Genomic DNA, 12,317 nt, shown 5'->3' with positions numbered 1-12,317 from the left:
TCAAAAGTGTATGGACTATATGTGAATCATTCGTATAGTTCATACATTCTTTCTCATACTATAAAATCCATTACTATAAAGAGCAGTAGAAAGGAATACCTACATTGAAAGATTCAAATTCTCAATATCAAATAGACTACGTATTACTATTTATTTTATTTGCCATTGGGATTGTTAGTTGTTGTGCTATTGCAAGTGCGCAAGCCTCCTTACCGCCATTTTTACAAAACGTCAATTTTGTACTCAAGCAAATCCAATGGTACTTCATTGGATTTATAGCCATTGGTGTTATTATGATTATCGATTTCGATCGTTATCAAAAAATTGCTTGGTATTTGTATAGCTTTGCAATGGTACTACTTATTGGACTAGAACTTCAAGTACCGGGTGCCGTTACAATTAAAGGCGCTACCGCTTGGTACAGGCTCCCAGGCATCGGAAATTTTCAGCCTTCTGAAATTATGAAATTGTTTTTAATTATCGTCATTGGACGAATTATAGCAAATCATAATGAGAAATATTTTTCCCAAACAATGCGTGACGATTTTTTATTACTTGGAAAAATATTTGCGACAAGCTTGCCACCACTACTACTTATTGCAAAAGAACCAGATTTAGGAAACACAATGGTCATTTCAGCGATGCTTGCAGCAATGATACTAGTTTCTGGCATACGATGGCGTTTTATTTTCGGATTAGTTTCAGGTACTTTCGTGGCTGGATCTACATTAATATATATATTTTTTACTCACACAGATTTCTTTAAAGCACACATTTTAAAAGAATATCAATTAAATCGCTTCTACGGATGGTTGGCACCTTACAAATATGATGCGCAAGGCTATCAATTAAGACAAGCATTCTTAGCGACTGGATCCGGAGAAATGCAAGGAAAGGGGTGGGAAAATGGACAAGTATATTTTCCAGAACCACATACAGATTTTATTTTCACTAATGTCGCTGAACAATTTGGATTTCTAGGTGCAAGTGTCATTATTTCACTTTTTTTCTTACTCATTTTTCGAATGATTCATATCGCTTTAGAAAGTAATGACCCTTTCGGTAGTTACATTTGCGCTGGTACAATCGGAATGTTTACTTTCCAAGTATTCCAAAATATCGGGATGACAATCGGATTACTTCCCATTACAGGGATAACATTACCTCTTATGAGCTACGGAGGAAGTTCACTGCTTACATACATGATTGCGATTGGATTCATTTTAAATATTCGCTCAAGAACGAAAAGCTTTATGTTTAAATGAACAACACAAAAACGCTATATTTTTATCTCTATCCTTTTTTAGATATACTAATGAAAAATACGATGGAGGTTTAAATATGAAATATGACATTATAGGAGATATTCATGGATGCTTCCAAGAGTTTCAAAATTTAACAGAGAAGCTAGGGTATAACTGGAGTAGCGGTCTACCGATCCACCCTGAACAACGTAAACTTGCATTCGTTGGTGATATTACAGACCGTGGTCCTCATTCATTACGTATGATCGAAATTGTATGGGAACTTGTCATACATAAAAAAGAAGCTTATTACGCTCCTGGAAATCACTGTAATAAACTATATCGATTTTTCCTTGGACGTAATGTAACAATCGCTCACGGACTTGAAACAACTGTCGCTGAATATGAGGCACTTCCTTCTCATAAGCAAAACATTATAAAAGAAAAGTTTATCACTCTTTATGAACAATCACCACTCTACCACATACTAGATGAAAAAAAAGTAATCGTATGTCACGCTGGGATTCGGCAAGATTACATAGGAAGACGAGATAAAAAAGTACAAACCTTTGTATTATATGGTGATATTACAGGAGAAAAGCATGCCGATGGCTCACCTGTCCGTCGCGATTGGGCGCAAGAATACAAGGGGCAAGCTTGGATTGTATATGGACATACACCAGTAAAAGAACCTCGATTCGTCAATCAGACAGTCAATATTGATACTGGTGCTGTATTTGGTGGCAAATTAACCGGATTACGTTATCCTGAAATGGAGACTATCTCTGTCCCTTCTTCTTTACCTTTTGTCGCTGAGAAGTTCCGTCCAATTTCATAACTACCTTACTTAGCGAGAGATTACCGTATTATTTAGGCAGATCTCATATAAAACTAGGTAAAGTAATTAAAAAAAGATGCAATAAAGTGCATCTTTTTTTAATTACTTTACATATAATGTCGCAGGAGGTGACAGAATGAAGAAAAAATCTTCTAAACAAAAAAGAAAATTTCCCCCTTTATATCTGCCCATGTACGGAATTAACAACTGGTGTAGCATTCGGGCTGCAGCCATAGAAGAACTAGAAGAACAAGAGTCATCAAAAAAAAGCAAAGTAAAACCAACATATGTCTCTTTAGAAAATGCTGTGATGAACCACATAATCGATCGCAGAAAAATAAAGATGCAACAAAAAAATAAACAGCTCTCAAATCAAGATGAACAGGTACTACGTTCTAACCAAACAGAAGAAACGGTGGAAGAAAATAATTCTGTAGCAATAAATAAAAAAGTGGAACCAGAAATTCCAGCTGCTATTATAAACAAAGTAAAAAAAATAAAAGAAGCATTAGCTTCATCGAATGATATACAAACTGAAAAACCACTCATAATTGAGACACCTACACCTGAAAATACAAAAGTTAAAAGGGGCGGCCGATATGCATATGCGGAGGGGCTTCACTCTCATGCGGAGGGCATGGCAGCACATGCGGAAGGCTTATTAACACACGCAAAAGGTTCTTTCTCTCATGCAGAAGGATCCAACTCAAAAGCAACTGGACATAGTTCGCATAGTGAGGGAAGTGAAACGACAGCAGGCGGTGCTTATTCTCATGCGGAGGGTAAACAGACGACTGCTTTAGGCGAAGCAGCACACGCAGAAGGAACCGCAACTATCGCTAACGGCTTCTCTTCTCATGCGGAAGGTCATCATACATCAACAGCTCATTTTGCAGGTAGCCATATTATGGGGCGCTTCGGCACTGCAGAAGAAGCTTATTCCTGGTTTATTGCAAATGGTGCAAACGACACCGACCATAATATCGGTGCTAAATGGCTTGCCCATAATGGAGAAATGTATATTGAGGGCGCGTCTTACAATGCAAGCGGAACGGATTTTGCACAAATGTTTGAAACAGAAGGTCATAAACCTATTGATGTCGGTTATTTCGTTACATTTAGTAGCGAAGAAAAAATTCGGATAGCTACTTCACACGATTCGTTCATTTTAGGAATATCTAGTGCAACCCCTGCACTTATAGGAAATAGCGGGGCTTTAAGTTGGCAAAAACGCTATAAAACAGACAACTTTGGAAAACGCCAATATGTATGGACGGAATCAGAAGAAATACAACCTCTTTTAAATACAGAATGGGATCCAGCTTGCAAATATGTAGCAAGAAAAGATCGCGCCGAGTGGCTTCCTGTCGGATTAATTGGGCAAATGTTAGTACGTGATGACGGCACTTGCGAAACGCATGGATATTGTCGTCCAAATGACAATGGCATTGCTACAAAAGCCGAAAGTGGATTTTTTGTTATAAAGCGTACGGGTGAGAACCAAATTTTAATATTATTCCGCTAAGAAAAAAGGGAACAAAATTCTTTATAACATAAGAATTTTGTTCCCTTTTTAAGCATTCCTAAGTAACTCTTGCATATCGCTTGGAATCTTTATAGTGAAAGACATTTCTTTCTCTAAAATAGGATGATAAAACGTCAAAGATTTACTATGAAGTGCTTGCCGTTTCATTTCATCCCTTCTTCCTCCATATAAGTTATCACCAAGTAATGGATGTCCTATATGAGCCATATGCACACGAATTTGATGCGTTCTTCCTGTCTCAAGCTCCAGCGCTACATGTGTCTTATGATATGTACTATCAATTACTTTAAAATGAGTAACTGCCCTTTGTCCATCCTCACAAACCGTTCGCTCAATAATGCTATCAGATTTCCGACCAATTGGTGCATCAATCATTCCTTCTCGTTCTACCATCTCACCGTGAACAATTGCTTCATACGTTCGTTTCACAGCTTTTTGTTGATGCTGCTTCGATAAAAGATGATGCACGAAACGATTTTTTGCAATAAGCATAAGCCCTGAAGTATCACGATCTAACCGTGTTACAATGTGTACTGTACTTGCAAGATGCTGCTTATCATAATGAGATAAAAGCGCATTGGCAACACTCCCTGTCGGATGTTCCCTAGATGGAATCGTTGACATGTTCGCCTCTTTATTAATGATAAGAACCGCATCATCTTCATATACAATGCATAAAGGGATATCTTCTGCAATCATCCCTTCACTTCTTTCCTCCACTGGAAAAAAGATGCGTAATTCTTCACTAGCGCGCAACTGATGACGAACACTCGCATGTTGACCATTTACTTCAATTGCCCCGCCGTGAAACTTTATATCCGTTAAAGCGGCTTTAGAAATACCTTTCGTTTTCAAAAATTCCCTAACTAAAGTACTCTCTTCAGCCAGTCCTATATCCCATTTCAATGTAAATCTGTTCAAATTTATAACCCTTTCTATTTATCTGCAACAAACGAGTCACGAACTCGTTTCCAGAACGGGAACGGGCGGAAACGAACAAATCGTACTTTCTCGTTTGCGACGCGATACTGGATTGATTTCACATCTTGATGAACCATCGTTAAATGATCCACTGTAATTTGTAAGTTCATTCCTGCAGCTGGCTTTAACACACATGTATGGTGCTTCGGCAATACGAGTGGCGATCCCACAGTACGAAACACACGATTGTTAATGGACGCCATTTCTGCAATTTGAATCGCTTCAATAGAAGGGTGAATAATTGCTCCGCCAAGCGCTTTATTATATGCAGTACTTCCTGAAGGAGTAGAAATACAAAGGCCGTCCCCGCGGAATGTTTCAAAATATTCTCCGCGTATTTCTACTTCTGTTACTAATGTACCTTCTGCACTTTTTACAGTCGCCTCATTCATCGCCAAATACTGTGACTCTTTACTTCCATTCACATAGCGAATAATCACTTCTAAAAGCGGATATTCCACCACTTGGAATGGTGTTTTCGCAATCGCAATTACTAATTTCTCTACTTCTGTCGGTAACCAATCTGCATAGAAACCTAAATGTCCTGTATGTACACCAACAAATGCTGTTTCATCCAATCGATTATAATAACGATGAAACGCATATAAAAGCGTTCCATCTCCCCCAACAGAAATTACAATATCGGGTTCCTTTTCATCCATTGTAAATCCAAAATCTAACAAGTACTCTTTCATCGTGCTTGCCAGTGTATCTGATGATTGATCTCCCTTTGACATAATTGTAAATTTCATCGCCCAACACCCTTTAGTTTATGATTCGGAATCTTTCGTTTCTTGCTTTCTTGAAAAAGCCTTCTGCGCTTCTTGAATCTCAAGACGAATAGAAGACATTTCTTCATCTAATAAAAACGCCGCTTCCGCTGCACGTTGCAAGCGTATTTTAATATCTTCAGGAAAACGTCCACTATATTTATAATTTAAAGAATGCTCAATTGTTGCCCAAAAGTTCATTGCTAACGTGCGTATTTGGATTTCTACCAATACTTTTTTTTCTCCCTGAATCGTTTGAACGGGGTAACTAATGACAACGTGATAAGAGCGATAGCCGCTATCTTTCTTTTGCGTGACATAATCACGTTCTTCCACGATTTCAAAGTCATTTCGTTTTCGAAGATATTCTACAACAGGCTTAATCTCATCAACAAATTGACACATCATTCGAAGGCCCGCGATGTCTTGCATATCTTCTCTCAGCCGATCTAGCGGTACATTTCTCTTCTCCGCTTTATCAATAATACTAGCAACCGACTTTACCCTTCCTGTTACAAACTCAATTGGAGAATGCTCTGTCAACATTGCAAATTGAGTACGCATTCCTTTTAGTTTCACTTTCAGCTCTGCCACCGCTTGATGGTAAGGTGCTAAAAATTCTTCCCAATTTCGATTCATTTCAACCACCACCAAAATCAATCCATTTGCTTATAGAAATACTTTTTCTACAGCAGTTACTAGTTCTTCTCCGTAATTTGCATTACCTTCAATATTTTCAACTAAATATTCTACTTCTTCTTTTAAATTTTCTAATTCCATTTCAACGTCATTCACACGAACGAACATTACTATATCGTTATTCATCGCTTCATGCATTGCTTCCCAGCATGTGTGCGGAATACTTACATAAATGAAAGATGATTCGTTTTCTAAAATATATAAAAATGATAAATTGTCTGAGTCTACAAGTACGTGATTACGCGCACTTAACTCCTTTACCTCTATTTCATTATTTTCCGCACAAAAAATAAGCGCATTCTCTCTCTTTTCTACGCTCTTAACTTGAATTTTATTTTGCATGCTCTAACTCCTCCATCTCAACTTCCTGTCTTACTTAACAGTATTATTGTATCATAACATGGACGCAAACAAATAAAACATTGAACCAAATTTATGAAAAAGCGATAATGTGTAAAGAATTATTTTTTAAAAGGAGCGCGCATACAATGACACAAGAAATTGAAATTGAATTTAAAAATATTGTTACAGAAGAAGAATTCGATACATTATGTAAATCATTCTCTATTGAAGCATTTACGAAACAGGTGAATCACTACTTTGAAACACCGGGCTTCTCGTTAAAAGAAGCCGGCTCTGCACTTCGTATTCGTCATAAAGGAGAAATTTATACATTAACATTGAAACAACCTGCAGAAGTCGGCTTGTTAGAAACGCATCAAGTCGTAACAGAAGACGCAGCAAGAATGATGATGGAAACAAACGTAATCATTCCAGGGGCTGTAATGGATCAACTACACAAATTACAAATTCCTGTTTCCACTTTAACTTATATGGGTAGTTTAACAACTGAAAGAGCCGAAGCATTATTTAAAGGCGGAACGCTTGTCTTTGATCATAGTTTCTATTACAATCACGATGATTATGAAATTGAATTTGAAGTGCAAGATGAAGAAACAGGAAAAGCTGCATTTATTCATTTATTAACGCAACATAACATACCTGTTCGTCATACAAATAACAAAGTAAAACGCTTTTTCCTTGCCAAACAAAACAAAGCACGCTAAAGTGAAAATTCCACTAGTGAATATGTTTCGCTAGTGGATATACCTCACTAAAAAAATTTACATCCGTAGAATAAGCAAAGAATCTTTGAGAAGGCTGTTTATTTGCCCTCTCGAACATTCCATTGCTACAATAGATATACATTTCATGGAAAAAGGAGTTTATAAAGGATGAGCAAGCAACCGATGACACCATTTGAAGCAATTGGCGGTGAACAATGCATTGCAATATTAGTAGATACATTTTATTCCTATGTCAGTAAACACCCTGACTTATCTCCCATCTTCCCGGAAGATTTAACAGAAACCGCTAGGAAGCAGAAGCAATTTTTAACACAATATTTAGGTGGTCCTAATTTGTACACTGAAGAACATGGTCATCCTATGTTAAGAGCACGCCATCTTCCGTTTGAGATTACTCCAAAACGAGCAGAGGCTTGGCTATCATGTATGGAGCAAGCAATGGATGATACTGGAGTGCATGGTCATATAAGAGAGTTTGTTTTTGAACGTTTAGCATTAACTGCTCAGCATATGGTTAATACTCCAAACGAAACAGGTGAAGTGTAATGGATAAGCAGGAAGCAAAGCATATAAATATGCCATCTCCTTCCGCATGCGAGCATAAGTCTGTAGAAGCATATTTATTTATTGATCCACTTTGTAAAGATTGCTGGGAAATTGAGCCTTTTATTATTAAACTATGGCTTGAATACGGGAAATACTTCTCTATTCGTCATATCGTAACAGGAAAAGTGGATGGAACGAACGCTTCCTCACACAAATGGAATAAACCTGCTAATATTCGATTTGTGTGGGAAAAGACAACAAGTTTACAAGGTTTTTCATGTGATGGAAAGGTACATATGCAAGAAGCATCGTCAACACCATATTTAGTTTCGATGGCGATTAAGGCAGCGGAGTTACAGGGCCGAAAAGCAGGTTCGAAGTTTTTGCGAAAACTCCAAGAATACATTTTCCTTGAAAATGTATCAACCCCTGACTGCGAACTATTACTTGCATGTGCGAAAGATAGCAATATTGATGTAGAAGAATTTAAAAAAGATCTACATTCTGCTAGTGCAAAAAAAGCTTTCCAATGTGACTTGAAATTCACGAATGAAATGCATATTACAGAAATACCCTCCCTCGTCTTTTTTCATGCGAACTCAGATGAAGAAGGTATTAAAATCGCTGGAAATTATTCCTACGATGTATACGTACAATTATTGAAAGAACTTGTAAAATGTGAAATTGAGCCAGAACCATTACCACCTTTAGAAGCATTACTAGAAGCAACACAATTTATATCTTCAAAAGAAGTAGCATTTATTTATGACTGTCCGCAGCAAGAAATTGAGCGCGAACTTAAAAAATTACAACTGAAACGAAAAGTACAAATGATTGAAGTAAAATGCGAACGTTATTGGAAATGGATAGCAAAAGAAAAAGACCTGGTGTAAACACCAGGTCTTTTTCTTTACGGCTTATAAAAATATTAAAGGGGATGGGAGAAATTTTCACGTTCAAACAAAGGGGTATATGTTTGTATGTGAATTCGTTCACGCTTATTATATTACAAGATTCGACGCCAGATGACAACCCCTTTTGTCGAAATTCACACTTTTGTCACATTCTAAACGTTTTCATTTTTGAATAAGCTATAAAAAAGGTCATTTAGGGGGGTTATTTATGAAAAAATCTTATATTGCTCTTCTCTTTCTAGCTGTCATCGTTTCTTTTTTCTTGTACATCCTCTCTCTACTACAAGCTTTTCCTAAAATTATTGCCTTACCTCTTTTATTTGGAATCATCGTTATCACTCTCTCTTATTTCAATCATAAAAAAAGATTCAAAGGGTTTTAATTTCAAAAATCAGCTGTAAAACTATCCTTTCAGTTAGAAAAACAAAGAAATTCACCTTATTTTTTCGACAAATATCGACATTGAATTTATTCAACAAAAAAGACGAGGATACAATCTCTCGTCTTTTTTCATTACTTTTCTTCAAATAATAATGCTTCTAATTCATTTAATTTCTCTTCAAATACTTGTAGTGCCTCTTTTACTGGTTCAGGAGATGCCATATCTACTCCTGCTTTTTTCAGCACTTCAATTGGATAATCAGAGCTTCCTGCTTTTAAGAATTCGTTAATATAACGTTCTACTGCTGGTTGTCCTTCTTCTAAAATCTGTTTAGATAGAGCTGTCGCTGCACTAAATCCTGTTGCGTATTGATATACGTAATAGTTGTAGTAGAAGTGCGGAATACGAGACCATTCTAAACCAATCTCTTCGTCGATTACTAAAGCGTCACCGAAATATTTCTTATTTAAATCGTAGTAGATTTCCGTTAGCATGTCTGGCGTAACAGCATGTCCTTCTTGTACTTTCTTATGAATAATATGTTCAAACTCTGCAAACATCGTTTGACGGAATACAGTACCACGGAACCCTTCTAAATAATGATTTAATAAATATAGACGCTCTTTCTTATCTTCTGTCGTTTTTAATAAATAATCATTTAGAAGCGCTTCATTACAAGTTGATGCCACTTCTGCTACGAAGATGGAATAATCACCATATACGTGCGGTTGTGTTTTTCTTGTATAGTAACTATGCACCGAATGACCAAATTCATGAGCAAGTGTAAATAAATTATTTACATTATCATGCCAGTTCATTAAAATATACGGATTTGTTCCATATGCACCAGATGAATATGCCCCGCTTCGTTTTCCTTTATTCTCATACACATCTACCCAGCGATTTTCATATGCTTCTTTCAAAATATCAACATATTCATCACCAAGTACGTTTAAAGATTTTAATAAAAGGTCTTGCGCTTCTTCGTATTTCACATTCATTTTCACTTCTGGTACAAGTGGTGTATATAAATCATACATGTGAAGCTCATCAAGTCCTAATGCACGCTTACGAATATCGATGTAACGGTGTAATAAATGTAAGTTGTCATTTACCGTTTCAACAAGTTGATCATATACTGCTTCCGGAATATTATTATTGCTTAGTGCAGCTTGGCGAGCAGAATCATATTTACGAACACGCGCATTGAAATTATTACGTTTTACTGCTCCGCTTAACGTACTTGCGAATGTATTTTTAAATTTCCCGTACGTTTCATATACAGCTTTAAATGCATCTTCGCGAACACGGCCATCATCACTTTCTAAAAACTGAATGTAACGACCATGTGTAATTTCTATTTCTTCTCCGTCTTCACCTTTAATAGATGGGAATTTTAAATCCGCGTTATTCAACATACCAAATGTATTGCTTGATGAACTCATTACTTCAGATGCTTCCGCTAATAAAGCCTCCTCAGCTTCTGATAATACGTGCGGGCGTTGACGTGTAATTTCTTCTAATGCATGTTCATATACACTTAAATCTCTATTTTCCTTCAAGAATGTTTGCAGTGTATCTTCTGAAACCGACAAAATTTCAGGTACAATATACGCTGTGCTACTAGATACTTGTGAATATAAATTTGTTGCGCGATCATTTAATGCTTGATATACAGAGTTTGTTGTATCTTGATCGTAACGCATATGAGCATATGTATATAGCTTACCTAATCGCATTGAAATTTCGTCTTCATATTGCAATGCCTCAAGCAAATTGTCCGCAGAGTCACCAAGTTTCCCTTTAAATTCAGTTAACTTCGGTAATAGCTCTTTAATAGCTTGGAATTCTTTTTCCCATTCTGCATCTGTTTGGAAAATATCTTCTAATCGCCACGTACTTGCTTCTTCAATCTCATTGCGATCTGGTAATGTTTTCGCTTTGTTTTGTTCAGACATTCTTTAAGCCCTCCTTTAATTATCTCTACTTAAGTACAATTCGTTTTTTTCTTATGTAATTCCTTCACAATCAGTCTTTATTATATCCCCTTTTCCTTCTCTCATGTTGTACTTTGCCTCAAATAAAGATAAGGCATACGCTAAACAAGTTTCATCATATTTCATAACCTCCTCCTCTGTTTTTAACATAACGATCCCCCTTATTTTCCGGTACTTATAAGTCTCCACTTTACGTAATACACCTGTATAACATAAGAATGTCATATATTCAGTAACTGCTACTTTCCATATATGCTTTGAAAAGTACGGGAGCATACGCCTTTTCGTATACTTTTTTACATAACTACACACATATTGAAGAGTAATACACTCTCCTACTGCAAGCTCCCCTATACACTTCATATATAGAAAAGCTTGCCATATAAATGGGTTTGTTTGAAAAGCAAATCCAGAAGGAAGTGGAACACCAATTTCAGAAGGAAAGCTCGCTGGGGTACATTTAAATTGATATAAGAGGCGTAATAGTGACTTATAATTATAATTCCAAATAGGCAAAGCATTTTTTCGAAAATAGTCCTTTCGTTGCTTCCATTCTCGGTCTAATATTTCTTTTTGGAAAGGAACAGGGGAAAAGAGTAGTTCAAAAGTAGTAGTTTCAGTTGGTAAATATATAGTATGTGAGAAAGAGACGCTTGTAGAAAAAGAAGTGAGAAACGCGCATTTCATAAATGCTTTTTGTTTGGAACAGAAGAAAATAAGAAATGGTTGAGGATAAGATTGTAAGGAGAAAGCCATAAGTGAGGAAAATTTCATCCAATATGCAGATTGCTTTTTCAATTGATTTCCACCAATGATCCAAATGACCTGTATACCCACTCGCCAATACGAATAGGTTCGTTTGTACAGCTGCTCTATAGAAAGATTTGCGCATTGGTATTCAATCGCAATTTTTCTCCCTGCTCTCTCTATAAAAATATCTGGTCGTTGCTGAATCTGGGGCAGATAATGCTCTATATCTACATGAAAGTTTTGACGTTCGAACCATCTATATAACAATTCTTTACCGTGCCTATGATACATAGATTCCGCTTCATAAAAGGCAAGACATGAATCCACTTTTTTATGAGCAAAATGCCAACTTTTTTGTTTCCCTAATTTCATTTGTACTTCCTTTCCACAAGCTACACAAAAGAATCGTTCCTGTTGACGCATACGGCGCAAAAGCTCTTCATTACAATTGTAGAGTAAATGAATTTTTTCTCCGTTTTCTCTTTTAGCTATAAATATCGTAATCACATCCTTTCAGCTCTTTACATTCTACAATTTATTACAAATTCCTTTAAAAAAAGAG

The 12,317-nt window shown here is 36.5% G+C and carries 13 protein-coding genes; 7 read left to right on the top strand and 6 right to left on the bottom strand.

Translation table 11 applies throughout. The features are described 5' to 3' along the window. The first annotated feature begins 104 nt into the window (after positions 1 to 104). From ASE54_RS18225 to ASE54_RS18215, 3 genes are all read left to right on the top strand, one after another. Positions 105 to 1,265, top strand: a complete 1,161-nt coding sequence (locus ASE54_RS18225) for an FtsW/RodA/SpoVE family cell cycle protein (RefSeq protein ID WP_000655325.1) — start codon at positions 105 to 107, stop codon at positions 1,263 to 1,265. Positions 1,266 to 1,341: 76 nt separating this feature from the next. After that, positions 1,342 to 2,082 carry a bis(5'-nucleosyl)-tetraphosphatase PrpE gene (prpE, locus tag ASE54_RS18220; protein ID WP_000872690.1) on the top strand — a complete coding sequence of 247 codons (741 nt, stop codon included), beginning with the start codon at positions 1,342 to 1,344 and terminating at the stop codon, positions 2,080 to 2,082. A 136-nt stretch (positions 2,083 to 2,218) separates the two neighbouring features. Then, positions 2,219 to 3,607, top strand: coding sequence for a peptidase G2 autoproteolytic cleavage domain-containing protein (locus tag ASE54_RS18215; protein ID WP_000730508.1), 1,389 nt, complete (start codon positions 2,219 to 2,221; stop codon positions 3,605 to 3,607). A gap of 48 nt (positions 3,608 to 3,655) precedes the next feature. On the opposite strand, the gene ASE54_RS18210 is transcribed toward ASE54_RS18215, so the two are convergent. Genes ASE54_RS18210 through ASE54_RS18195 form a run of 4 tightly spaced genes read right to left on the bottom strand, consistent with a single transcriptional unit; the run spans position 3,656 to position 6,420 of the window. Next, a complete protein-coding gene (locus ASE54_RS18210; protein ID WP_001079127.1) occupies positions 3,656 to 4,549 on the bottom strand; it encodes an RluA family pseudouridine synthase in 894 nt (297 codons plus the stop codon). 14 nt (positions 4,550 to 4,563) lie between these two features. Further along, positions 4,564 to 5,361 carry an NAD kinase gene (locus ASE54_RS18205; protein ID WP_000673196.1) on the bottom strand — a complete coding sequence of 266 codons (798 nt, stop codon included), beginning with the start codon at positions 5,359 to 5,361 and terminating at the stop codon, positions 4,564 to 4,566. 18 nt (positions 5,362 to 5,379) lie between these two features. Next, positions 5,380 to 6,018: a GTP pyrophosphokinase family protein gene (locus ASE54_RS18200; RefSeq protein ID WP_001081480.1), complete on the bottom strand. Its 639-nt coding sequence runs from the start codon at positions 6,016 to 6,018 to the stop codon at positions 5,380 to 5,382. Between the two features lie 30 nt (positions 6,019 to 6,048). Then, positions 6,049 to 6,420: a hypothetical protein gene (locus ASE54_RS18195; protein ID WP_001179996.1), complete on the bottom strand. Its 372-nt coding sequence runs from the start codon at positions 6,418 to 6,420 to the stop codon at positions 6,049 to 6,051. A gap of 146 nt (positions 6,421 to 6,566) precedes the next feature. Between ASE54_RS18195 and ASE54_RS18190 the strand changes: the two genes are divergently transcribed. From ASE54_RS18190 to ASE54_RS36410, 4 genes are all read left to right on the top strand, one after another. Further along, entirely contained in the window at positions 6,567 to 7,145 is a 579-nt protein-coding gene (locus tag ASE54_RS18190) for a CYTH domain-containing protein (RefSeq protein WP_000191101.1), read from the top strand. 168 nt (positions 7,146 to 7,313) lie between these two features. Further along, on the top strand, positions 7,314 to 7,712 hold the full coding sequence (locus ASE54_RS18185; protein ID WP_000043386.1) for a hypothetical protein: 399 nt from the start codon (positions 7,314 to 7,316) through the stop codon (positions 7,710 to 7,712). Further along, the gene (locus ASE54_RS18180) at positions 7,712 to 8,605 is read left to right on the top strand and encodes a ClpXP adapter SpxH family protein (RefSeq protein ID WP_000360659.1); all 894 of its coding nucleotides are present in this window, start codon (positions 7,712 to 7,714) and stop codon (positions 8,603 to 8,605) included. The genes ASE54_RS18185 and ASE54_RS18180 overlap by 1 nt, the downstream gene beginning before the upstream one ends. 229 nt (positions 8,606 to 8,834) lie before the next feature. Next, positions 8,835 to 9,008 carry a hypothetical protein gene (locus ASE54_RS36410; RefSeq protein WP_000750354.1) on the top strand — a complete coding sequence of 58 codons (174 nt, stop codon included), beginning with the start codon at positions 8,835 to 8,837 and terminating at the stop codon, positions 9,006 to 9,008. Between the two features lie 131 nt (positions 9,009 to 9,139). Here the strand turns inward: ASE54_RS36410 and pepF are convergent, their stop codons facing one another. Then, positions 9,140 to 10,966 carry an oligoendopeptidase F gene (gene pepF / locus ASE54_RS18175; protein WP_000003356.1) on the bottom strand — a complete coding sequence of 609 codons (1,827 nt, stop codon included), beginning with the start codon at positions 10,964 to 10,966 and terminating at the stop codon, positions 9,140 to 9,142. 51 nt (positions 10,967 to 11,017) lie between these two features. Next, complete coding sequence (locus tag ASE54_RS18170; protein WP_000628324.1) at positions 11,018 to 12,262, bottom strand: competence protein CoiA family protein; 1,245 nt, start codon at positions 12,260 to 12,262, stop codon at positions 11,018 to 11,020. Positions 12,263 to 12,317 lie beyond the last annotated feature (55 nt).

The sequence above is a fragment of the Bacillus sp. Root131 genome, assembly GCF_001429475.1.
In the GTDB taxonomy this organism is placed as follows: Bacteria; Bacillota; Bacilli; order Bacillales; family Bacillaceae_G; genus Bacillus_A; species Bacillus_A thuringiensis_S.
Note: the sequence above shows the minus strand (reverse complement) of the source record. Positions and strands in the feature narration are given on the sequence as shown.

Excerpts from the sequence above, each read along its gene's own strand:
- prpE (WP_000872690.1), top strand. The coding sequence starts at position 1,342 with ATGAAATATGACATTATAGGAGATATTCATGGATGCTTCCAAGAGTTT.
- ASE54_RS18215 (WP_000730508.1), top strand. The coding sequence starts at position 2,219 with ATGAAGAAAAAATCTTCTAAACAAAAAAGAAAATTTCCCCCTTTATAT.
- ASE54_RS18205 (WP_000673196.1), bottom strand. The coding sequence starts at position 5,361 with ATGAAATTTACAATTATGTCAAAGGGAGATCAATCATCAGATACACTG.
- ASE54_RS18200 (WP_001081480.1), bottom strand. The coding sequence starts at position 6,018 with ATGAATCGAAATTGGGAAGAATTTTTAGCACCTTACCATCAAGCGGTG.
- ASE54_RS18195 (WP_001179996.1), bottom strand. The coding sequence starts at position 6,420 with ATGCAAAATAAAATTCAAGTTAAGAGCGTAGAAAAGAGAGAGAATGCG.
- ASE54_RS18190 (WP_000191101.1), top strand. The coding sequence starts at position 6,567 with ATGACACAAGAAATTGAAATTGAATTTAAAAATATTGTTACAGAAGAA.
- ASE54_RS18185 (WP_000043386.1), top strand. The coding sequence starts at position 7,314 with ATGAGCAAGCAACCGATGACACCATTTGAAGCAATTGGCGGTGAACAA.
- ASE54_RS18180 (WP_000360659.1), top strand. The coding sequence starts at position 7,712 with ATGGATAAGCAGGAAGCAAAGCATATAAATATGCCATCTCCTTCCGCA.
- ASE54_RS36410 (WP_000750354.1), top strand. The coding sequence starts at position 8,835 with ATGAAAAAATCTTATATTGCTCTTCTCTTTCTAGCTGTCATCGTTTCT.
- pepF (WP_000003356.1), bottom strand. The coding sequence starts at position 10,966 with ATGTCTGAACAAAACAAAGCGAAAACATTACCAGATCGCAATGAGATT.